Genomic DNA, 21,563 nt, shown 5'->3' with positions numbered 1-21,563 from the left:
TTTACTCCTCCTTCATGACGTTTTTCACATTCCGAATCCAAATTTCTTTATACTTTAACTGGAATCCCATGAGCATGTAGTTGCTCATATTATCGATCACGAGTGCTAACGTATGAGCATTTTCTTCCGTTGCCTGTTGTGACACAACGTCAAGTCCCACACCTTTCTTCAATAAATCATGGAAACCATTTAAAAACTCTTCTTGTATTTCAAATAAGCGTTTCTGATATTTTTCATTTCGCGATGCAGTTACGATGAATTCATTTATAACGCGTAATATTCCTTCTTGTCCTTCATACTCAGAAAGCATATGTAAACCATCTGAAATTAACTTTTCTGCAAAATTTTCTTTCGTATATTGCTCTTTATCAAAATAACTCACGAAATGATACCCAGAAAAAATTTCTTCAAATAAAAAGTCCACTAACGCTTCTTTAGAAGAAAAATGATAATAAATAGCCGGTTTTGAAATACCTACCTCTTTCGCAATCATGGAAAGACTCATTTTCTCAATACCGTGCTCTGCCATAAGTTTAAATGACGCCTCTACAATGTTTTGCGATGTTTGTAAATTCTTTGTCATACTGTACCTCACTTATTTTTACTTACCGGTCGGTAAATAAATTGTAAAATAAAAAATTATCGTTTGCAAGTTTGATTTAAAACTACATATTACTTTCTCCATTTACTTTATGAATCAGAATCATATTCCTCCATAATTACTACAGTAATCTTTCATCCAATTAAACTACAACAAGCACCGTTGTCAGTGCTTGTTGTAATCTAATATTTAGGCCCCATGTAATCATAACTTTGATCTAACGCTTTTAATAAATCAATCGCACCCTTTAACTCTCTTTTATCAGACTCTAATTCTTCCATTCTTCTTTCAATATCTTTTTTGAAAGATTCTAAATCGCTAATGGCTTTTTTCCCTACTCCAAGTTGAGACCAGCTTGATAAGAGTAAATTATGTACATTACTTACAACCCTTTTATTATGGTTTAAGTCTTGAATCATCTGGTCAAATTGTTGTAAAGCTTGGTTCAATGCTTCTTCATTTAAGTAGATTCTCGGCATCTTAATCTTCTCCCTTAATATTGTTGATCCGTCTTCTTATAATCATCGGCTTTCTTCTCAATAAAATCTGAAATTTCCGTTGCTGTTCGTATGTACCAAAAACTTAAATGCTCTACATGTGCACGTATATTATTTACTTTAGCCTCTACCCGTCTACTTTCAGCCGTTTCTAATAATGTCATCATATTAGAAATTAACCTTGGTACTCTATCTTGAAATTCTTGTGCGTTTCGCTTCATATCTCTTACGGCTTGTTCTAGATTCTCTACAACTACACGAATTTCTCCCCCGCCTAATAACTTACCAGGTGAATCATATACTCTTTCCCCTGTATCTAAATTCAAAAGATATGAACTCGACAAATTCCCATCTTTCCCCATCTTGAAATACTTATTATTTTGATAATGAAATCCAGGTTTATCTTTTACGGAGTCCAAAAAGCGATTAGCTTCAAACAATATTCTTTGTTCCAATGGTAATTTAGAAAGGTCTTCTTTCGTAACAGGTGGTGTAACAGCATAAGTTGAACCTATATGACCATCATATGGACCAAAAGGACCATAACCGATTGAATCTGATCCGTGAACAATCGAGACAATTCTACCTTTAAATTCTCCATTATTAGCTCTTTCTTGTAAATCAGGCGGTAACAAATGTTTTGCACTCGGTGCATTCCATGACATACATCTTACATTATCATTAGATGCCGCTGCATATTCCGCTAAAGCTCCCCCTAACGAATGACCCGTCGTATATATCTCTACATCATCCCTGTCCTTGTATGTATCCGTTACTTGTTTCATGACCCTTTCAGCTTGTTCGAATTGATTATGTGTTTCCCAGCGCTGATTCTCTTCATTCCAATATTTCTTTGAACCTTCATTCTCAGTCCCTGCTACTGGAGGTGCTGCTGGTTCATGAACACCTTCTCGTAATACAAAATGATTCGTATCCGTTTTTAAATCCTTCATACCTTCCCCTGGCTTCATCGGAAGACCTAAAGAGTTTTTCTCTATAATTTTATCTCCTTCTGTTCCTCGGAAAGATACCATAACTTGCTTTTTCCCATCCACATCTCGTTCAAAGACTACTGCGTCCATTCCGGTTTGTTTGTCGTGGAATGTTTCTCCCTTTTCCCATGTTTGTAAACTTCGACCATCTTTATTGGTAATAACAACTTCTTCATCAATATCTTTATCAGATTTATACGCAGTGTCTGCTAATTGATAGAAAGTAGAATCTAAAACTTCATTTTTATTACTCAAAACATTTCCCTCCTACAACATTTGATATATTCTTATAATTAAGATAACATTTATGGAGGATAAATATGGATATTACTATTAAAAAATTTAGTTTTTGTTTATTATTTATACTTATTTTAAGTACTTTAGGAGGATGTACTATGGATCAAAAAAACAATGAAGAAAAAGTAGTAAAAGAAGCAAAAGCGACAACCATTACATACTTTAAGGAAAAGCAAGATTTGGACGTAGTAATTACTGGGCATGAGTTTGGTCCTAAAGACCTACAATCCATTTATATCTCTGGGCATGTCAAAGATGATAAAGACAAAACATTTAATATAACTATTCAATATAGCGGAGATAAATACACGATAGGTTCAATTTCTAAAAGTAAAAGTTTAAAATTAAAATACTAACTTCCCATAATTTTCATCTAAATCATTCCTATATGCTCCCAAGGATTTTTAAATAGTTTTTATAAACGGACATGTTAAAGATAACAAAAATAAGATTTTTTCTATGGACGAAGAATATGATGGAGGAGAATATCATATAAGCTCTATGTCTCACTCCAAAAATTTAGAGCTTAAAAACTAATAATCTGGGCACTTTAGAGTGCCTTTTCTTTATGCTTCACCACACAATGTTCAGTGAATATAAAATTTAGTAAAGAGGAATATAACGCACTATTAATGGAGTGATTATTCGTGAAAAAACATGCTATAAGATTATTCTTTATCTTTACACTTATCCTTTTAGGTGGATGTACGGTAGATCAAAAGAATGAGGAACAACAAATAGTTAATAAAGCAACAGAAACAACCATTCAGTATTTTAAAGAAAAAGAAAATCTAGACGTAGTGATTACTAAACATCAATTTGCCCCGAAGGACTTTCAAAGTGTTTGGGTTTCAGGACATGTGAAAGATGATAAAAATAAAAAATTCTCGGCAGATGTTGAATACGCTAATGATTATCACATCGGTTCCATTTCCACATCTGAAGGTTTTGATTTAAAACAATAAATCTAACGGTTTCACTTCAACATAACTAGTTAAGTTTGTTTCTTTCATTCAGGAGTGTCCCTTATAAGAAAGAAAAACTAAAAAACACCTGCTACCAGAAAAAGTGAGTGCTTTTTTCACTAAAAACATTCCTTCTATCACGATATTTTATATAATCAAGATGTCATTATTGGAGCACAAATATGGATATTAAAATTGAAAAATTTAGTTTTCATTTATTATTTATACTTATTTTAGGTACTTTAGGGGGATGTACTATGGATCAAAAAAATACTGAACAACCAATAGTTGAAAAAGCAAATGAAACAACCATTAAATATTTTAAGGAAAAAGAAAATCTAGATGTAGTAATTACTGGATATGAATTTGCTCCGAGTGATTTTCAAACTGTTTTTATAAAAGGACATGTTAAAGACGATAAAACTCAAGCATTTACATTGCATGTCGAATATGGAGATAGTGATTATAGAGTCACTTCTAGAACATATTCTGAAAGTCTAGAATGAAAAAACTAGGTCATTAGATACTCACTAGAGGCTCTTTTTAGTTACCATCATACAGCAATGTCATTTCATTATTTAACTTCAGTCCATTTAAAATTAAATTCTCCCCCAAAATCATTCGTCACAAGCACTTTAATAGACAATTGTTATAAGTATGAGCGTCCCGTTTGATAGAAAGGAGCTACTGCACCATCTTCTAACAAGATTTTTTCCTTTTGTATCATCGCTTCCCAACATGCTTTTTCATCACCACGATAAGCAAACCTTGACAGCTAATAATAACTAGAATCTAAAACTTTATCATTTTCCTTCAAAACATCCCACTCCCAGATAATTTAATATATTCTAAATATAGAATAACATTAATGGAGGGGTTTTGATTGAAAAAAAATGGTATAAGATTATTCATTATCCTTACACTTATCCTTTTAGGAGGATGCAGTATGAATAATAAAACAAATGAAGAAAAAGAAATAGTAGCAAAGGCAGAAGAGGTAACCATTAAATATTTTAAAGAAAGAGAGGAGCTAGATGTAGTAATTACAGGACATGAGTTCTCCCCCAATGATTTTCAAACTGTATTTATAGATGGACACGTTAAAGGAGATAAAAGCAAAACGTTTGGGGTAGGTGTAGAATATGGGGGTGGAGAGTATAATATAAGTTCTAGATCATACTCTAAAAATCTAAAATTAAAAGAATAATCATTAGACACTCACTAGAGTGTCTTTTTTACGTAAAATATTTTAGCATATGAATTTTTTTCTTAACAAAATGATTTGTATCTGTTTTTAAATCCTTCATACCTTCCCCTGGCTTCACCGGAATGCCTAAAGAGTTTTTCTCTATAATTTTATCCCCTTCTGTTCCTCGGAAATCTACCATAACATGCTTTTCCCCATTCACATCTCGTACAAAGACTACTGCGTCTATCCCAATTTATCGTGGAATGTTCCTCCCTTTTCCTATGCTTGTAAACTTCGACCTTCTTTATTGGTAATAACAACTTCTTCTTCAATATCTTTATCAGATTTATACGTTGTGTCTGCTAATTGATAGAAAGTAGAATCTAAAATTTCATTTTTGTTACTCAAAACATTTTTCTCCTACAACATTTGATATATTCTTATAATTAAGATAACATTCATGGAGGATAAATATGGATATTAAAATCAAAAAAATTAGTTTTTTTCTATTCTTTATATTTATTTCAAGTATTTTAGGGGGATGTACTATAGATCAAAAAAATACTGAACAACAAATAGTTGAACAGGCAGAAGAAAGGACAATCCAATACTTCAAAGAAAAACAAGACTTAGATGTAGTAATCACTGATTATAGATTTGGTCCAAGTGATTTACAAGGTATCTTTATCTCCGGCTATATAAAAAATGATGAAAGCAAAACATTTAATATTACAATAGAATATGGTGGAGATGAATATACAATAGGTTCTATCTCTACAAGTGAAAATTTACATTTAAAATAATAAAGAAAAGGCACTCTTTTAAAGAGCCCTTTCTTTATCCCCCACCACACAATGTTCTGTGGATATAAAATTTAGTGAAGAGGAATATAACGCAACATTTATGGAGTGATTATTCATGAAAAAATACGGTATAAGATTATTCTTTATTTTTACACTTATCCTTTTAGGAGGATGCACTATAGATCAAAAGAATGAGGAACAACAAATCGTTAATAAAGCAACAGAAGAAACCATTCAATATTTCAAAAAAACAGAGGGCTTAGATGTAACAATTACTGATCATGAATTTGGACCAAAAGACTTTCAAACTATCTCTATATCAGGCTATGTGACTAATGATAAAATGAAAGAATTTACTGCTTCAGTTGAATACGCTAATAACTATCATATCAGTACCATTTCAACCACGAAAAATTTTGAACTAAAACACGATTAGTTAACGATTTGTTTTATATTATTTCTTTATAAAAAATAATATAAAAAAATTTCAGGAGATACATATGGATAAATCAAAAAAGAAAAGGTTTATAATTTTAATCATTTTAGCAATTATATTTTTAGCCATAGGCTGTACTACATCCTTTATTCACAATAGAAATACAACAAAAGAAAAAGCTGCTGAAGCTGCAATACAACATATAAAAACAAGAGAAAATATAGATGTTATAGTAACTAAAGTCGATATGAAACCAGCTTTTCAAGGAGGATTTATTGAAGTTAGAGGATATGCGAAAAATGATAAAAAAAGAAAATTTTATGTCACAGTAAGTAAAAAACAAAATTACTCTATCATGGGGTGGAATTTAGATGATCCTCAATAAGAAACAAAATATTTTCATATTATTATCCGTAATAATTATGATTTTAATTGTAGGTTATATAGCAAAGTTTAGTCATGACCAAAATGCTGCAAAAGAAAAGGCTGCTGAAGTTGCAATACAGCACATGAAAAAAGAAGAAAATATTGATTTCGTGGTAACCGATGTCAAAATCGAACACTTAGCACGTGCAGGCTTTATTACTGTCTTAGGATTCGACAAAAACAATAAACAAAAAAAACATTACATTGTAATAAATCAATCCCAAAACTATAAAGTCGAATATTTGGGCGACGAATAAAGTGAAACTTTAATCAGTGGAGATTTTGTTCCTCCCCATTGATTATTAGCAAAAGAAGCACTTTTATAAGCGCTTCTTTTAATTTAATATTTAGGACCCATCATCATAAATTGATTTGAGAAAGCTTCCATTGCTTTTCTATATCTCTCTAAATCATCTTGTATTTTTCTAAACTCATCAATTCTATAGACTAGTTCTTTATCCACTTCACTTAATCTTCTTTCAATTTCTTTTGCTGTATTCCCTTCCCAGTTATGTGTCAATAATACTTTAATTGAGTTCACGTTTTTTCTATGATTCTCCAAATCTGAAATACATGATTCTAAATCATTTTTTGCGCCTATCACATCAACAGCATGTGCAATAACGTCATAATTTTTCACAAAAAATCCCTCACTTAATTTTGTTCATCCACATTTTTAAAGTTATCTGCTCGTTGTTCAATAAAATCGGCTTCTGAACGAATACGCTCCATATATCCCCTTTGGAATCCGTATACGCTATATGTAACTGTATTAATTAAATTCCCTTCTACGCTAGCTGGTGATTGCTGTAAAATATTAATAATTTTGTTACTCGCTTGTACTAATTTTTGATTAATATCATCAATTTCTCTTTTTAAATCTTTTGCAATTTGTTTTACCTCTTCCACTGATAAACGAATAGTTATTTCCCCAGCGCGAGGTGAAGATACAACCCTTTGACCAGTTTCCCCATCATACATATTTGGCATATTCAAGTAACCATATTTATCATAACTAAAGTTTTTCATGGAATGAAAACTTGGTCCCATAAATCCCATAAAAAAACGAACAGCATTATAACCATTTATCAAAAATGACGAATATGGAATATAGCCACTTACATCGTGCAACTTAGAATCATTTTTCGCATCTGGTTTATCTGTATAATACAAATGTCCTATACGGCCTCTATTTTTATTATCATTCCCTCTAAACCCTGTAAACACTGTATCATTAGGGTTTCCATAAGTCGTGATTAGATTTTTATAATCTCCTCTTAAAGCCTTCTCTTTTTTATCTTTATGTAATAAGTCTATTACATTAGGTGCTTCAAAACTTACAACTGGTACATCATTCATAACCCCTGCATATTCACCTAAACCACCACCTAAAGAATGACCGGTTAATGTAAGACGATACCCATCTAAATCATTTTTAGGATCTGCTATATAATTTTTCACGTCTTTTGCTAAGTCATCCGCATTCGTAAATTGACTTTCTTCTACTGCTTTTTTAGCCCTTTCTTTAGCTGTGGCAAAATTAAATTGCTCAGTTAAAGGCAGTGATGAAGTATCAATTTTATTTAAATTATCTAAACTATCTTGATTTTTTCTAACACGTCCCCCCATAACATCAAATAAATCCGCATCATAAAAATCAGGCGCTTCCCAAGAACCACGATAAGCAATAACGATTTGTTTCGTTTCATCATTTTTATAAATGGTTGCATCAAAACTATTATTAGGATTATGTAACGATACAGAAGTAGGTATTTTAATACGTTCCCAAGTTTCTAAATGATTCCCAACTTTTACTTCAACGGAAACCGTATCATCATAACTCTCACCTGATAAACGAGAAAGTACTTGATCACTAACAGAACTACCCATAGTTTCCATCTCCTCAAAAAAGATTTATAGTATAAGTAAATTATAAACAATTCAAGGAGGAAAAATATGAGTAATTCCAAAAAAAAGAATATTATAATTTTAATTATTTTAGCAATTATAGTTTTAGCCATAGGCTGTACTACATCCTTTATTCACAATAGAAATATAACTAAAGAAAGAGCTGCTGAAGTTGCAATAAAAACTATGAAAAAAGAAAAAAAAATAGATTTTGTGGTAACCGATGTAAAAATTCAGCAATTAGAACTTGCGGGCTTTATTAGAGTTAGAGGGTATGATAAAAACAATAACCAAAAAAAACTTTACGTTGTAATAAACAAGTCCCAAAACTATAAAGTCGAATATTGGGGCGACGAATAAAGTGAAACTTTATTCAGTGGGGGTTTTGTTCGTCCCCACCTAACTTCTATGCTCCAGACGAATTTGGGGCGAGACAAGATTATAATGAACGCCTAAATAAATCCATACCATCAAAAACACTTAAGTACAGTCGAGAAACATACAAACTATTAAAAAACGTAAGGGCACCTATTACATCAAATGTGTCCGCATCATAAAGCAAACTACGAAAGACAATAACAATTTATTTTGATGCAACTATTTACAAAATTATGTAATGATACAGAACTAGTTATTTCAATAGCTTCCCAAGTTTCTTTATAATTCCAAACTTATTCTTGATAAACGAACAAGAAATTCACCACTAACCCCATTACTTATATTTCCCTCTTCTTAAAAATAATTGATAGTATTAATTACAAGTTAATTCCAGGAGGGATTGTATGAGGGAATTAAAAAAGAAAAACATCATAATTTTAATCATGATCACAATTATAACTTTAACTATAGGATGTACACTAAAAGTTATGCATGATAGAAATGTAGAAAAAGAAAAAGCTGCTGAAGTTGCTATACAACACATGAAAAAAAGGAAAAATATAGATTTTGTAGTAACAGAAGTTAAAATTTACCAATTAGAACTCGCAGGTTCTATTAGAGTTAGCGGCTATGATAAAAATAATAAACAAAAGAAACATTATGTTGTAATAAATAAAATCCAAAATTATACAGTCTCATATTGGGGATAAATTTAATGAGAAAAATAAGCTAATTGTAACTTATAATAAAATCCTAACAATTAAATACATAAAATAACATAATTATAGCAAGGGAATGCTTGTATGCTGATCTGATCTGCATTCCCTTATTCTATGAGGGGAAATATGGATAATTTAAAAAAGAAGAACATTATATTTTTAATCATTTTAGCAATTATATTTTTAGCTATAGGCTGTACTACATCCTTTATTTACGATAGAAATATAACTAAAGAAAAAGCTGCTGAAGTTGCAATACAACATATAAAAACAAGAGAAAATATAGATGTTATAGTGACTAAAGTTGATATCAGGCCTGCCGTTAGTGGTGGTATGATTCGAGTTTCTGGTCATGTAAAAGACCAGAAAAACAGAAAATTCTTTGTTTCAATTAGTAAACGTCAAAATTATTCAATTGTTGGATGGGGATTAGATCGGCTAGAGTAATAATTACTTAACCACTAATTTCAGCCTAAAACGCTGAAAAGACAATCTGAATTATACCTTCTTCTTTTCAAGCATTAATCATGAAAACAAAAAAGCATCCTAAATCAAAATTTAGGATGCTTTCTTTTTAATCCCTATTCAACAATCGCATACGATAACAATTCATCGTCACTTCGCCAAGCCTTTGTAGTAGTTGATAGTTCGCATATGCGCCGACTGGGGCACCGATTATTGGTACGAGCTGAAGCATTTTCGCTAAATCGATATAGTCTCGGTACTCTGTTTGGAACTTTTCCCAGTCCATATGATTTTCTTTTTCTGTGTCCCACGTTTCGATTGCTTTCCATATTTCTTTTCGGTGGTCGTCACTTGAAAAGGCAAGTTGGAAAACGTGAAGGATAAAAAGGCGCTCTTCTTTGTTACTCGTATCAAACCCGTACAACGTTGCTGCATCAAATAAAAATTTAATTTTAATGCCGAGTAAAAGCGGAAAGTCAGCAAGGCCAAGGAGAATACCGCCTGCTCCCGTCCCCGCTCCTTCTGCCGCTGCTATTTTTTTATACTCATCCATTTTTTTACGTACTTCATCATCTCGTCTTTGCAACGACCAGTTCGTCTCTTTTAATTTCGGCTTTATAAAGTTTGATCCGGCACTAATTGTTTGCACCATCATCCGAATCGTTTCTGTTAATACTTTTTGTACTTTCGCCGGAATAAGCTGTTGTACTTTCGTCTGCACTTTCTTTGAGAACCGTGTCATCATAGAAGAATCTTTCATGAATGTAGCTTTCCACTGCTCTACTTCTATTATAACCTTCTCTTCATATGTAATCATAGGTTCATTCCCTTCAATTTAAACGCTCAATACGTTTCGCCCCGTATTGATAAACGAAACCGATACTAAATACTATGCTTACGACTAGTAAAATTCCCGTCATCATGAAATCTTTCGTCGCAAGGGCAAATATAACTGTAAATACAACGCTGCCAGTAAGAAGAATTGCATTTAATAAAGTAAGAAAGTCTTTCTTCTTCTCTTCTCCCCCAACCGGATACAAATCAAGCCAAATTTTCATGCGGTGATGCTTCCATAAAGTTAAGAGCTGATAACCGATTAAGTATAGGAAAATAAGGCTTACGATAAATCGTCCATATAAAAACGGAATGAAGTACAAAATAACTCCTCCAAGTGCAAGCAAACGCACATATAAACCGAAATAGTTACCAGATCGTAGAAACGTTCTCGTATATAAGTATAAATAGGTACGCTTTTCACCAATCATCGCCAGAATGAAATCAAGCCATTTTCTACGTGCTACTCTCTCTTTTAATGCTGGTACATCAACGAACATATTCGCGATGCGGTACAACAGCATCATCTTCTTACCTTCTTCAGAAATTAAATACTCCCAGTTTAGTGGTTTCCCCTTCACCATTTGATGCAGTATCGCAAGGTATAACACCATGAGAAGGACGATTCCACCAATAAACATAACGGAAGTACGCTCTACAAGGAAATAAACAAATAAGCCGTTTAAAATGAAACGAATGAACCAATCAGCTCTTTGTATATTTTGGTCTGTTAAAAATGACTTTTCCCACGCTACGAATAAGTTCCACGCTTTTACGATGATAAACGCGAGTACAATCCATATGTAAGCCGCTCCTGTTTGCTTCATTTGCTGGAAGTATAACGGAGCAAGCGCTGCCGCTACGATTGCGATTATGTATAACTGAATCATAAACGTAAAAAGAAACGACTTTGTAAAGTATGGTTTTAATTTTTGTTCAACTGGCAGCAAGTAAACGAGATCCGCTTCTTTTAATAACGTTTGTATCGATCCGGCCGTTAATACGAGTCCAAGCAACACTGCCATAACGAGCGCAGCCGGAAACGAAGGGGTTAACGTTTGTAACCACTGCTGGTAATAGTACGCTCCTGCGCCGATGATGAATACGAAAATAAATTTTAAATGATCGTTAAATACGTATTTACTATATGTACGAACCTCTTTTAGAAAGTGACGAAATCGTTCTTTCCATAACGCTGTGCTATTCATAATCTTCTTCCTTCGTTAATGCAATATAAATATCATCTAACGTTGCACCCGGCATATGAAACTGTGATTGCAGCTCAGATAATGTTCCCTTCGCTCTTACTTCGCCTTGATGCAGAATAATGAATGAATCACAATAACGCTCTGCCGTCGCTAAAATATGTGTACTCATTAAAATACCTGCACCGCTCTTTTTCATTTGATCCATCATTTGAAGGAGTGATTGGATTGCTAACGGATCAAGCCCAACGAACGGTTCGTCCACAATGTAAAGAGATGGCTCCACTAAAAATGCACTCATAATCATTACTTTTTGTTTCATCCCTTTTGAGAAATGAGACGGAAACCACTTCAAACGATTTTTCATACGAAATTCTTGTAATAATTGTCCTACACGTTCTTCATATTGTTTTTCATCAACACCGTAAGCCATCGCTGTTAACTTCAAATGTTCTTCTAGCGTTAGCTCATCATATAATACTGGTGTTTCTGGGATGAACGAAAAACTAGAACGGTACGCTGTCATATCATCACGAATTGTTTTCCCATTAATTGTGACAGTTCCTTTTTTCGGTTCCATTAAACCGATAATATGTTTAATCGTCGTACTTTTACCCGCTCCATTTAAACCGATTAAGCCGACAAGTTCGCCTTTATTAACAGAGAACGAAACATCTTTTAATACAGGTCGTTTCGTATATCCTCCTGTAACATTTTCTACACGCAATAACTCGCTCATACGACACCACTTTCTTCATTTATATTCGTTCTATATTTATCTTACCAAAAATTACGCTGTACTACATAGTATCGATGTGTTCAAAAAAAATTTAAATTTGTTCGCATATATTATTACGAAAGCGGACATCATAATTATTGAAGAAGGAACACATTGAAAAAGCGACCACCTATTGATGAGTACAACAACATAGTGAAGTCATCATGAAATGGGGTGTCCATGTTGGACAAAGAAATTTACACATAACCAGATCATTTGTTTTATTTTCGAAACGGGGTGTCTCCGAAAGAGCATATACTGTTTTAAAAAGTAAACAATTTCATTTAAAAAGATTGCAATTCATTTCACTTGAAAATGGGGTGTCTACGGCAGAAACTTTAGCCGATTTACCGTGCATTTCTTAAAATAAATGAGGTGTCTGCGAAACGTAAATTACGATAATGCTTTTTCAATCCCTCTTCAGAAAACAGGAAGCTGAGTCAGCTTCCTGTTTTTCGTGTTTGTTCTCTTATGTAATTATGGTAAAATACGGCTAAGGATATTTGAAAGGATGAGATCAATGAATCATACAGCGGATAATTGTATTTTTTGCAAAATCATTGACGGGCAAATCCCTTGCTCAAAAGTATACGAAGATGAACATGTGCTTGCATTTTTAGATATTAGTCAAGTAACAAAAGGACATACTCTTGTTATTCCAAAAGTTCACAAACAAGACATTTTTGCGTTAACGCCAGAAATCGCATCACACATTTTTTCTGTCGTTCCAAAAATCGCAAATGCGATTAAAGCAGAGTTTAATCCAGTTGGCTTTAACCTACTTAACAATAACGGTGAAAAAGCTGGACAAACTGTGTTCCACTTCCACCTTCATTTAATTCCACGCTACGGTGAAAACGATGGTTTCGGTGCTGTTTGGAAATCACATCAAAATGAATACACAATGGAAAATTTACAAAACATCGCAAGTACAATTGCAAATAGCGTGAAATAATGACACTATAATAAGTAGTCATACATAACAAGCCACTTTCCTAAAGTGATTAAATATGGCACGGCTTGTTTCTTCACTCAAGATGCCAGGGACTATACACTTTTCCCTTGTCTTAAAGATATGCATATTTTTTCACATCATGAATACGAACAAAAAATAAGGAGGTCTCCTTTTATGTCAAAAGCTAAATCCTTTATTACAGGTGTCATTTGCGGCGGAGCAGTTGCTGGACTAGCTGTTCTTTTCTCAACTCCTTCTTCTGGCAAAGACATGCGCGGTAAGTTAAAAGAAAAAGGAAATGATATTAAAAAGACTTTAGCTGATATTACAGCTGATACAAAATTATTAAAACGTCAAATCGTTGAAACTGCTTCAGAAGGTAAAGAAGTGTTCCAAGAATTAAAAGACGACATGCACGATACACTTTCTAACTGGAAGCAAGATATTTCTCAAAACAAACGACATATTGAGCAAGAGATTTTGGACATTCAAAAATCAATTGAGAAACTACAAGAAGCTGTTCCAGAAAAAGCGTAAACAAATTCCTGCTTAGTTTTTTGCATATAACAAATATTTTTTATATAAATTGACCTTAATACGGCATATCACATAGATATGCCGTGTTTTTATGCATTTACAATATATGTTATCACTTAACATGTATGGACAACACATGTATTCATGACTCATAAACCGCTTCCATAGTTATGCATGATTTGTATAGAATGTCATTTTTTTAAAAAATTTTCACAATTCTCACAAAAAGACTTTATTAATTTTTATTTTACTGGCATAATAGATAGTAATGAAAAAGAATGTTAAAGTGGGTGAGTATATGAAAAGTGGAGAAAAAGATTACTCGGTAAAAGAAGCGATGATTTTCAGCCAACGCATTGCTCAATTATCGAAAGCGTTATGGAAATGTGTAGAGAAAGATTGGCAGATGTGGATTAAACCTTATGATTTAAACATTAATGAGCATCATATTTTAACAATCGCTTATCATTTAAAAGGGGCTTCTATTTCTGAGATTGCTAAGTTTGGAGTTATGCACGTATCAACGGCGTTTAACTTCTCGAAAAAGTTAGAAGAACGCGGCTATCTTGTATTCTCGAAAAAAGAAGATGATAAACGAAATACGTACATCGAAATTACAGACAAAGGGGAAGAATTACTACTTCGCTTAATGGAGGAGTATGACCCTGAAAATAATTCAGTGTTTAATGGGGCTCTTGCACTTCGTAATTTTTATGGGAAGTTCCCAGAAAATATCGAACTGATTGCTATCTTGCGTAACATTTACGGACAAGACTTCATCGATATTTTTGAGAAATCATTAGAAGATATTGAAGAGAACTTTACAGAATCCGATCAAAAGTTAGTTAAGAAGTAATCTATTTACTTTTTCGCAATCATGCTTAAGAATTCATTCATAAGCGGTTTGAATAAACCTTGTTTTGCTAGCGCTTCCGCAGTTTCGTGTACTTCGAGCTGATGTGGAAGCGCTTTTTCAAATTGATCCAACAGCGCATCGAACAAAAGAAGCCCTTCTGCTTTCTCCACTACATATTGCTCGTTCAGTATTTCACAAAGATTTAGTATACGTTCAATATCTTTTTTACGAGCTTTTTTCTTTATGATCAAAGAATAAAATGGACACTTTTCTTCATCAATCATTTTAAATAGTAGGTCTACATAGTATTCAGCTTGTTCTAATCTTCTAACAACGTCCATTTTCTCCCTCACTTTCTAACACAAAGTCTTCTATTTCTGAATTTTATAACACGAACAAAATATCGTATGATACAATATATAAAGTATATGTATTTTAGCCAAAAGGAGGTCTCGCCTCATGACACTTATAACAGTTGTTTTTGTCGCATTCGCACTTCTTGTTATATTTTACACGAATTTCATGACACATACACTGTGTGAACGAAAACAAATATCTGCGAGCCGCCAACCCGGTGTCTTTCGGGTTATTAATGTATGTATAACAATTTTATTAATTTCTAGTTATATAGAAATTATATTTCATGGAAAGTGAGGAAGGAAAGCCCCTTCCTCACTTTTTTCCTCTATAAGCAAATTATACCTACTATAACCAATAAAATAAACAGTACAAGTAATAAAATAAGTTGAGAATTCATCCCCATCCCCTCCTCTTTTCTGTATATGCGGCATACGCCCAATATGGAACACCTTCAAAATCTGACACGTACTGGTTAATTTTTCTTTATCAATATGAAAACACGTCGAAATATGATATATTAAATTTTGTACATATTGCTTATACTATGAAATAAATGACACGCATCTTAACTTTATCCTTAAGCCACGGTAAGCCCTGTTAAGCGCGCTTTACCAACATAAAAAGCAAAAGTATCAGTGAGACTTAACCGGGCTCTGATGAACTAAAATTCATTGGTATAGGATAAATTAAAAATACATAATAGTAGGAGTGTTTATCGAATGAAGAAAGCTATGCTTGCCTTAGCCGCAACAAGTGTAATCGCATTATCAGCATGTGGAACATCATCATCAGACAAAATCGTTACATCTAAAGCTGGTGACATTACAAAAGAAGAATTCTACGAGCAAATGAAGACACAAGCTGGTAAACAAGTACTAAATAACATGGTTATGGAAAAAGTACTTATTAAAAACTACAAAGTTGAAGACAAAGAAGTAGACAAAAAGTTCGATGAAATGAAAAAACAATACGGTGATCAATTCGATACACTATTAAAACAACAAGGTATTAAAGAAGAAACGTTAAAAACTGGTGTGCGTGCTCAATTAGCGCAAGAAAAAGCTATCGAGAAAACAATCACTGATAAAGAATTAAAAGATAACTACAAGCCTGAAATTAAAGCAAGCCACATTCTTGTAAAAGATGAAGCAACTGCGAAAAAGGTAAAAGAAGAACTTGGACAAGGTAAATCTTTCGAAGAGTTAGCAAAACAATACTCTGAAGATACTGGTTCAAAAGAAAAAGGTGGCGACTTAGGATTCTTCGGACCTGGCAAAATGGTTAAAGAATTCGAAGAGGCTGCTTATAAACTGAAAAAAGATGAAGTAAGCGAACCTGTGAAATCACAATTCGGTTACCATATCATTAAAGTAACAGACATTAAAGAGCCAGAAAAATCATTCGAACAATCTAAAGCTGACATCAAAAAAGAAATCGTTCAAAAGAAAGCACAAGATGGCGAATTCATGAACGACCTTATGATGAAAGAAATCAAAAAAGCTGACGTAAAAGTTGACGATAAAGATTTAAAAGATCTTTTCGAAGAGAAAAAAGCTGACGCTAAGAAAGACGAAAAGAAATAATGAAAAGCTCGGGATTAGCCCGAGCTTTTTTGTTTGCCCTCTTCTCGATACTTTAGGTCTACGTTCAGATTCGGCAAGTGAAATTATATCAGCGATTTTTTAATTATATCAGCGCAACTCTAATTATATCGGCGATTTTTCAATTATATCAGCGCAACCCCAATTATATCGGCGATTCTCGAAATATATCGACTTACCGACAAAAACTGACAATGATTGCGCCCCTCTCTTCAAGAAACACAAAAAAACCTTGATTCCATCACGCACGGAACCAAGGTCTATCTTATTATCATTGATTAAATTAAAAAACTATGTTAAATTAGTACAGAAACACGTTTTCCGAAATTGAAGGTACGTATTTATCCGTATCTTAATTTTACACCAAAATACATCTTCAGTCAACCCCTATTTTTCACTTTTAAAGGAGTGCTTACCGTATGAACAAAAAACTTGATTTAGAGCAAAAACGATTGGATACCGTAATAGAAACGATTACGGAGCAAATTGATAAACTGGAAAACGAAACTGGCAGACGCCGGGCAGAAGTAATCAATATTCGTAAACACTTTTGGGATGATGTGAAAGTGAATACTGATACTTTTGATGATTATCTTGAAACAGTTATCAACTTAAGGCAACAAGCTCAGTCACTAGCTGTTACACAAATTACTCATAAGCACACCTTTAATCGACTTGCCGCATTAAGACGCATGCATAAAGCACCTTATTTTGGACGAATTGATTTTAAAGAAGAAGGAGAATCTGCTGCGGAGCAAATTTATATCGGTGTAGCCACGCTTACTGATGCAAGCGGAGAAAACTTTCTTATATATGACTGGCGCGCACCCATTTCAAGTGTGTACTACGATTATCCACCAGGACCAGCTGAATACAGTACACCAGGAGGCATAATTCACGGTAATGTGGAGAAAAAATTACAATACATTATTCAAAATGGCGAGATTGATTCTATGTTCGATACGAGCCTTACAATTGGCGATGAAATCTTGCAACAAGCGCTCGGAAAAGGTACAAACAAACATATGCAAAGTATCGTCGCTACGATTCAGCGCGAGCAAAATGAAATTATTCGTCACGATGAAGGCCGACTCCTTATCGTGCAAGGAGCTGCTGGTAGCGGTAAAACGTCAGCTGCCCTGCAACGAATCGCCTACTTATTATATAAATATCGCGAATGGTTAAAAGCGGATCAAATTATTCTCTTCTCCCCTAACTCTATGTTCAATAGCTACGTTTCTAACGTACTACCTGAACTCGGTGAAGAAAATATGCAGCAAGTGACGTTCCAAGAATATTTAAACCATAGACTAAGCAAGTCATTTGATATTGAAGATCCTTATGAACAATTAGAATATATGTTAACTGAAACGAATAGCCCTATCTATAAAACGAGAAATGCGAGCATTCGATTTAAAGCATCTACTCAATTTTTCAAGATGATTAGAGCGTACAGACAATCTCTTGAATCATCAGGCATGCTATTTAGAGGAATGAAATTTAGAGGAAAGTTAATTGTCTCTGCTAAAGAAATTACAGAGCAGTTTTACAATACCGACTCCTCCCTCCGCTTCCATAGCCGTATTGAGAAGTTAACGGATTGGCTAAATAAGCAAATAGATGCACTTGAAAAAGCAGAACTGAAAAAGCCTTGGGTAGAAGAAGAAATTGAACTACTTAGTAAAGATGAATATCAAAAGGCTTATAAATATTTACAGAAAAAAGGTGAGTTTGACGACAACTCCTTTAACGATTTTGAGAAAGAAGCTAAAGTACTTGGACGTATGATTGTCCGTAAAAAATTAAAACCACTTCGCAAAGGTGTTCAAACATTGCGCTTTATCAATTTCACAGGCATATATAAACAGCTATTCACAGATGCATCATGGGTTACGGGAGAAAAACCGAAAAACTGGGATGACATTTGCTCATTAACGGTGAATATGTTAGATGAAGGAAAGCTATATTACGAGGATGCGACTCCATTTTTACTTTTAAAAGAATTAATTGAAGGCTTCCAAACGAATAGATCAATTAAACACGTACTCGTAGACGAAGCGCAAGATTATTCGCCGTTTCAGTTCGAGTTTTTAAAACGTCTCTTCCCTGCTGCAAGAATGACGGTACTCGGAGACTTTAACCAAGCGATCTTTGCTCATGCGAGTGAAACCGTGAATTTCGATACACTTACGAATTTATACGGGCCAGACGAAACAAACGGCATTAACTTAACTCGTAGCTATCGCTCAACAAAACCAATTATTGAATTTACACGTGCTCTCGTACCGGAAGGCAAGAACATTCACGCCTTTGAACGTGACGGAGAGAAACCTACAGTGACGAAAGTATTAAATGAGAGCGAACTGCACGAACATATTACTGCCAAAGTTGCTGAACTACAAACAGAGCAGCACAATACGATCGCAATTATATGTAAATCTGCAGCTGAAAGTGCCGCTGCTTACGAAGCACTTAATCATATCGAGAATATTAAACTCGTGAAGAGTAACTCAGCCGAGTATGAGCAAGGCATCGTCGTGATCCCTGCTTACTTAGCGAAAGGTATCGAATTTGATGCTGTTATCATTTACAATGCTTCTAAAGATGTATACAGCGATGAGAGCGTTCGTAGATTATTCTACACTGCTTGTACGCGCGCAATGCATGAATTGCACCTTTATAGCGTTGGCGAGGTTAGTCCTTTTATTCTTGAGGCTGATTCGGAGAGTTTTGAGCTTATTACAACACCTTGATAACAATCAAGGTGTTTTCTTTTTTATGCAGGACTTACACCTTTAAAGTAGAATATATCAGTTTAGAAAAAAGTTAAGGAGCGAAAAGATGAACCACTATTTTATTGCTATTTATGACGGTGAGTTTCCTACCGAAAAATTACATACCATTTTACAATCTAAGCACACTTTTACTGACCTAAACGTCCGCACCATTGCAATCTCCTCACCAAGACCTTTCACATTATTAGTTGGCGAAGAACACGATGCACTTACAACTGGACTTACAGACAAATACCACTTATTAACGAAAGAGTTGCAAACACTCAAGCAGCAAGAAAAGTACTACTATGTATACGATTATAAAATTAGAAAGACCATCGGGAATCCTACCCAAAAATGCTTTCCATTCGCACAAATCCATATAAGTGTTACGAAATTCCATCAGATGATTCAAAAAGTAAAAGACTTAAAACAACCTGTTTTTGCAGGTTATCACATCACTTCTCACGATGCAGACATTCTTACGATTGACGTACTTCTATCCTCACCTTTATTAGATCCTGACACTTCCGAAAAAGATGAAGAAGAATACACTTATTTACAACAACTAGCTGAATCGATATCTCGTTCTGAATTATGCACTTCTATAAAAGCAAGTGCACTTATTTAAACACGAAAAGAGGGTTATTTCCCCCCCTTTTGCTATCTATTTACGTTTGCACTTGATCATAATAATGCATTCTTTTATATGCAACTTATATAAGTATCAAGGTGTTTTTCTCATTCTGAATGAAACCCCCTTACGTCTATACACACTCAGCACAATCCCCATTATAAGCGCATGAAATACAGTCGGCGTTAATCCATAACTAATAAAAGGTAAGGATATAGCAGCAAGCGGCAATAATCCTAGTATCATCCCAACATTATAAATGAACTGGAATACAAAAAGAGTCAATCCACCAACGAGCAGCAATTTACCGTACCGATCATTTACTTTATAAGAGATGACTATTAATCTTGCTACAAAAAGAGAAAGAACGAAGACAAGAATTAACGCAAGCCAATACCCATAATAGTAAGTCAAACTCGCAAATACAAAATCAGTATCCGGAGCAGGGATGAATTTTGTATCTCCAGATGTACCAAACCACCCTGCTGACGACATTACCTCTTTTAAACGTATATACATAAATCCTGCGCCCTGTGCATCACGCTCTGGATTCAAATACCCTAAAAATCTATCCAAATAAACTCCTTTTACTGTGGCCCAGGAAAAATAGGCCCCTATAATCAATAAACAGATTGGTACAATTGTAATAATTAATGCCTTTTTCTTCCCTAACTTACTCCACCAAAGCATAACGAATACCATCGTGATATAAATAAAAATCACTGAAAAAGCTGCGCCAATTAAGAATAGATACAAAGAAAATAAATACAACACTACAAGATACCTAACTTTCAATCTATTGTTATTGGGGTAGCATCAGGAAAATGCGGATTTACAACGATAAGGAATTTCCAATATAAAAAGCCTGATTTCCCAATCCCTAAACTGAGAAATTCGGCTCTTTTTTTCGTTACCCCATAAAGAGGTACAGCCGACAAAATGCTGATATTAAAGGCTAAGGCATTTTTTTATATCCTAAGTGGATGTAGGGATGGATTTCAAAATCTAGATATAAATAAATATTCTCCTAGAAAGTACGTTCCGATCCCATGGTGATATGTGCGGGAGAAAAACGTTACCTGAGCGTACAAGATTTCTTAACTCGGTAAGAAAAGACAACGCATAATTGGCGATTTATATTCCTATCATCATAAACGTGCTTTTGCCAGCGATTTGAGAGAAAGTTCAAAGGTGCGCCTTCTGGAATTCTTCGTTTATTATTTTTTGTTCATCTCTTTAATGGTCACAATAGCGTGAAGCAATGACTCTCCTGATTTTATATAGAAGTGATTTCTAAGGCATCTAACAATGTTGGGGTATGTTTACGTAAGTAGTTAAGAACGCGGTTGTTCT

The 21,563-nt window shown here is 34.0% G+C and carries 28 protein-coding genes and 4 pseudogenes; 18 read left to right on the top strand and 14 right to left on the bottom strand.

All coding sequences use genetic code 11. The annotated features are described in order from the left end of the window. Window position 1: 1 nt before the first annotated feature. The 3 genes from ACTFSI_RS05565 to ACTFSI_RS05555 all read right to left on the bottom strand — a co-directional run bounded on the left by ACTFSI_RS05565 (window position 2) and on the right by ACTFSI_RS05555 (window position 2,345). A complete protein-coding gene (locus ACTFSI_RS05565) occupies window positions 2-583 on the bottom strand; it encodes a TetR/AcrR family transcriptional regulator (RefSeq protein ID WP_138322348.1) in 582 nt (193 codons plus the stop codon). A 200-nt stretch (window positions 584-783) separates the two neighbouring features. Further along, on the bottom strand, window positions 784-1,080 hold the full coding sequence (locus ACTFSI_RS05560) for a hypothetical protein (protein WP_001137436.1): 297 nt from the start codon (window positions 1,078-1,080) through the stop codon (window positions 784-786). A gap of 14 nt (window positions 1,081-1,094) precedes the next feature. After that, window positions 1,095-2,345 (bottom strand): lipase family protein, encoded by a 1,251-nt coding sequence (locus ACTFSI_RS05555; RefSeq protein WP_277616988.1) that lies wholly within the window; start codon window positions 2,343-2,345, stop codon window positions 1,095-1,097. A gap of 140 nt (window positions 2,346-2,485) precedes the next feature. Between ACTFSI_RS05555 and ACTFSI_RS05550 the strand changes: the two genes are divergently transcribed. The 3 genes from ACTFSI_RS05550 to ACTFSI_RS05540 all read left to right on the top strand — a co-directional run bounded on the left by ACTFSI_RS05550 (window position 2,486) and on the right by ACTFSI_RS05540 (window position 3,858). Continuing rightward, window positions 2,486-2,743, top strand: a complete 258-nt coding sequence (locus ACTFSI_RS05550) for a hypothetical protein (protein WP_000372301.1) — start codon at window positions 2,486-2,488, stop codon at window positions 2,741-2,743. A gap of 291 nt (window positions 2,744-3,034) precedes the next feature. Next, on the top strand, window positions 3,035-3,352 hold the full coding sequence (locus ACTFSI_RS05545; RefSeq protein ID WP_000716031.1) for a hypothetical protein: 318 nt from the start codon (window positions 3,035-3,037) through the stop codon (window positions 3,350-3,352). Window positions 3,353-3,534: 182 nt separating this feature from the next. Further along, window positions 3,535-3,858: a hypothetical protein gene (locus tag ACTFSI_RS05540; RefSeq protein ID WP_014481601.1), complete on the top strand. Its 324-nt coding sequence runs from the start codon at window positions 3,535-3,537 to the stop codon at window positions 3,856-3,858. Between the two features lie 68 nt (window positions 3,859-3,926). Here the strand turns inward: ACTFSI_RS05540 and ACTFSI_RS05535 are convergent. Continuing rightward, window positions 3,927-4,106 (bottom strand): annotated as a pseudogene (locus ACTFSI_RS05535) (peptide ABC transporter substrate-binding protein); the annotation flags it as partial. 129 nt (window positions 4,107-4,235) lie between these two features. Between ACTFSI_RS05535 and ACTFSI_RS05530 the strand changes: the two are divergent. Next, window positions 4,236-4,559, top strand: coding sequence for a hypothetical protein (locus ACTFSI_RS05530; protein ID WP_071729444.1), 324 nt, complete (start codon window positions 4,236-4,238; stop codon window positions 4,557-4,559). A gap of 55 nt (window positions 4,560-4,614) precedes the next feature. On the opposite strand, the pseudogene ACTFSI_RS05525 reads toward ACTFSI_RS05530, so the two are convergent. Together ACTFSI_RS05525 and ACTFSI_RS05520 are read right to left on the bottom strand one after the other, a co-directional pair. After that, window positions 4,615-4,811, bottom strand: a pseudogene (locus tag ACTFSI_RS05525) (lipase family protein); the annotation flags it as partial. A 9-nt stretch (window positions 4,812-4,820) separates the two neighbouring features. Further along, a complete protein-coding gene (locus tag ACTFSI_RS05520; RefSeq protein ID WP_000066505.1) occupies window positions 4,821-4,949 on the bottom strand; it encodes a hypothetical protein in 129 nt (42 codons plus the stop codon). 65 nt (window positions 4,950-5,014) lie between these two features. On the opposite strand from ACTFSI_RS05520, the gene ACTFSI_RS05515 reads away from it, so the two are divergent. The 4 genes from ACTFSI_RS05515 (at window position 5,015) to ACTFSI_RS05500 (ending at window position 6,463) form a co-directional block, all read left to right on the top strand. Beyond that, window positions 5,015-5,344 (top strand): hypothetical protein, encoded by a 330-nt coding sequence (locus tag ACTFSI_RS05515; protein ID WP_070805422.1) that lies wholly within the window; start codon window positions 5,015-5,017, stop codon window positions 5,342-5,344. A 115-nt stretch (window positions 5,345-5,459) separates the two neighbouring features. After that, complete coding sequence (locus ACTFSI_RS05510) at window positions 5,460-5,780, top strand: hypothetical protein (RefSeq protein ID WP_000759838.1); 321 nt, start codon at window positions 5,460-5,462, stop codon at window positions 5,778-5,780. A 64-nt stretch (window positions 5,781-5,844) separates the two neighbouring features. Further along, window positions 5,845-6,165 carry a hypothetical protein gene (locus ACTFSI_RS05505; protein WP_440045262.1) on the top strand — a complete coding sequence of 107 codons (321 nt, stop codon included), beginning with the start codon at window positions 5,845-5,847 and terminating at the stop codon, window positions 6,163-6,165. Further along, on the top strand, window positions 6,152-6,463 hold the full coding sequence (locus ACTFSI_RS05500) for a hypothetical protein (protein ID WP_440045261.1): 312 nt from the start codon (window positions 6,152-6,154) through the stop codon (window positions 6,461-6,463). Before ACTFSI_RS05505 ends, ACTFSI_RS05500 begins: the two co-directional genes overlap by 14 nt. An 83-nt stretch (window positions 6,464-6,546) precedes the next feature. Here ACTFSI_RS05500 and ACTFSI_RS05495 read toward each other — a convergent pair whose 3' ends face one another. Both ACTFSI_RS05495 and ACTFSI_RS05490 read right to left on the bottom strand, forming a co-directional pair. Further along, entirely contained in the window at window positions 6,547-6,846 is a 300-nt protein-coding gene (locus ACTFSI_RS05495; RefSeq protein WP_000800686.1) for a hypothetical protein, read from the bottom strand. 14 nt (window positions 6,847-6,860) lie between these two features. Continuing rightward, the gene (locus ACTFSI_RS05490) at window positions 6,861-8,096 is read right to left on the bottom strand and encodes a hypothetical protein (protein WP_044792653.1); all 1,236 of its coding nucleotides are present in this window, start codon (window positions 8,094-8,096) and stop codon (window positions 6,861-6,863) included. Between the two features lie 66 nt (window positions 8,097-8,162). Here ACTFSI_RS05490 and ACTFSI_RS05485 point away from each other — a divergent pair, with 66 nt between their 5' ends. The 3 genes from ACTFSI_RS05485 to ACTFSI_RS05475 all read left to right on the top strand — a co-directional run bounded on the left by ACTFSI_RS05485 (window position 8,163) and on the right by ACTFSI_RS05475 (window position 9,658). Continuing rightward, on the top strand, window positions 8,163-8,474 hold the full coding sequence (locus tag ACTFSI_RS05485; protein ID WP_000071631.1) for a hypothetical protein: 312 nt from the start codon (window positions 8,163-8,165) through the stop codon (window positions 8,472-8,474). Between the two features lie 422 nt (window positions 8,475-8,896). Then, window positions 8,897-9,202 carry a hypothetical protein gene (locus tag ACTFSI_RS05480; protein ID WP_138322358.1) on the top strand — a complete coding sequence of 102 codons (306 nt, stop codon included), beginning with the start codon at window positions 8,897-8,899 and terminating at the stop codon, window positions 9,200-9,202. Between the two features lie 135 nt (window positions 9,203-9,337). Continuing rightward, window positions 9,338-9,658, top strand: a complete 321-nt coding sequence (locus ACTFSI_RS05475) for a hypothetical protein (RefSeq protein WP_138322359.1) — start codon at window positions 9,338-9,340, stop codon at window positions 9,656-9,658. A 127-nt stretch (window positions 9,659-9,785) separates the two neighbouring features. Here the strand turns inward: ACTFSI_RS05475 and ecsC are convergent, their stop codons facing one another. From ecsC to ecsA, 3 genes are read right to left on the bottom strand one after another with little or no spacing between them, the layout of a single operon-like run. Beyond that, a complete protein-coding gene (gene ecsC, locus ACTFSI_RS05470) occupies window positions 9,786-10,493 on the bottom strand; it encodes an ecs operon protein EcsC (protein ID WP_139895640.1) in 708 nt (235 codons plus the stop codon). A gap of 13 nt (window positions 10,494-10,506) precedes the next feature. Beyond that, window positions 10,507-11,718 carry an ABC transporter permease EcsB gene (gene ecsB, locus ACTFSI_RS05465; protein WP_138322361.1) on the bottom strand — a complete coding sequence of 404 codons (1,212 nt, stop codon included), beginning with the start codon at window positions 11,716-11,718 and terminating at the stop codon, window positions 10,507-10,509. Further along, on the bottom strand, window positions 11,711-12,454 hold the full coding sequence (gene ecsA, locus ACTFSI_RS05460; protein ID WP_001292602.1) for an ABC transporter ATP-binding protein EcsA: 744 nt from the start codon (window positions 12,452-12,454) through the stop codon (window positions 11,711-11,713). The genes ecsB and ecsA overlap by 8 nt, the downstream gene beginning before the upstream one ends. A 559-nt stretch (window positions 12,455-13,013) precedes the next feature. Between ecsA and ACTFSI_RS05455 the strand changes: the two genes are divergently transcribed. The 3 genes from ACTFSI_RS05455 (at window position 13,014) to ACTFSI_RS05445 (ending at window position 14,841) form a co-directional block, all read left to right on the top strand. Next, window positions 13,014-13,448: an HIT family protein gene (locus tag ACTFSI_RS05455; protein ID WP_001016840.1), complete on the top strand. Its 435-nt coding sequence runs from the start codon at window positions 13,014-13,016 to the stop codon at window positions 13,446-13,448. Window positions 13,449-13,622: 174 nt separating this feature from the next. Next, window positions 13,623-13,985, top strand: a complete 363-nt coding sequence (locus ACTFSI_RS05450) for a YtxH domain-containing protein (protein ID WP_000030301.1) — start codon at window positions 13,623-13,625, stop codon at window positions 13,983-13,985. Between the two features lie 298 nt (window positions 13,986-14,283). After that, window positions 14,284-14,841, top strand: a complete 558-nt coding sequence (locus ACTFSI_RS05445) for an HTH-type transcriptional regulator Hpr (RefSeq protein ID WP_000834918.1) — start codon at window positions 14,284-14,286, stop codon at window positions 14,839-14,841. A gap of 5 nt (window positions 14,842-14,846) precedes the next feature. Here ACTFSI_RS05445 and ACTFSI_RS05440 read toward each other — a convergent pair whose 3' ends face one another. Then, the gene (locus ACTFSI_RS05440; protein WP_000383651.1) at window positions 14,847-15,182 is read right to left on the bottom strand and encodes a DUF1878 family protein; all 336 of its coding nucleotides are present in this window, start codon (window positions 15,180-15,182) and stop codon (window positions 14,847-14,849) included. A gap of 118 nt (window positions 15,183-15,300) precedes the next feature. Between ACTFSI_RS05440 and ACTFSI_RS05435 the strand changes: the two genes are divergently transcribed. The 4 genes from ACTFSI_RS05435 to ACTFSI_RS05420 all read left to right on the top strand — a co-directional run bounded on the left by ACTFSI_RS05435 (window position 15,301) and on the right by ACTFSI_RS05420 (window position 20,207). Continuing rightward, the gene (locus tag ACTFSI_RS05435; RefSeq protein WP_000172692.1) at window positions 15,301-15,495 is read left to right on the top strand and encodes a hypothetical protein; all 195 of its coding nucleotides are present in this window, start codon (window positions 15,301-15,303) and stop codon (window positions 15,493-15,495) included. Between the two features lie 425 nt (window positions 15,496-15,920). Further along, window positions 15,921-16,784, top strand: a complete 864-nt coding sequence (prsA, locus tag ACTFSI_RS05430) for a peptidylprolyl isomerase PrsA (protein WP_138322362.1) — start codon at window positions 15,921-15,923, stop codon at window positions 16,782-16,784. Window positions 16,785-17,221: 437 nt separating this feature from the next. Continuing rightward, window positions 17,222-19,555: an RNA polymerase recycling motor HelD gene (gene helD, locus ACTFSI_RS05425; protein ID WP_440045260.1), complete on the top strand. Its 2,334-nt coding sequence runs from the start codon at window positions 17,222-17,224 to the stop codon at window positions 19,553-19,555. An 88-nt stretch (window positions 19,556-19,643) separates the two neighbouring features. Continuing rightward, entirely contained in the window at window positions 19,644-20,207 is a 564-nt protein-coding gene (locus ACTFSI_RS05420) for a hypothetical protein (protein ID WP_138322364.1), read from the top strand. A gap of 96 nt (window positions 20,208-20,303) precedes the next feature. On the opposite strand, the pseudogene ACTFSI_RS05415 reads toward ACTFSI_RS05420, so the two are convergent. Then, window positions 20,304-21,017 (bottom strand): annotated as a pseudogene (locus tag ACTFSI_RS05415) (FtsW/RodA/SpoVE family cell cycle protein); the annotation flags it as partial. A gap of 264 nt (window positions 21,018-21,281) precedes the next feature. Continuing rightward, window positions 21,282-21,540: pseudogene (locus ACTFSI_RS05410) on the bottom strand (hypothetical protein); the annotation flags it as partial. Window positions 21,541-21,563 lie beyond the last annotated feature (23 nt).

Origin of the sequence: Bacillus cereus group sp. MYBK101-2 (assembly GCF_051918845.1) — a bacterium.
Lineage (GTDB): Bacteria > Bacillota > Bacilli > Bacillales > Bacillaceae_G > Bacillus_A > Bacillus_A paranthracis.
The sequence above is the reverse complement of the archived record's forward strand: the minus strand, read 5'-3'. Positions and strand labels throughout refer to the sequence as shown.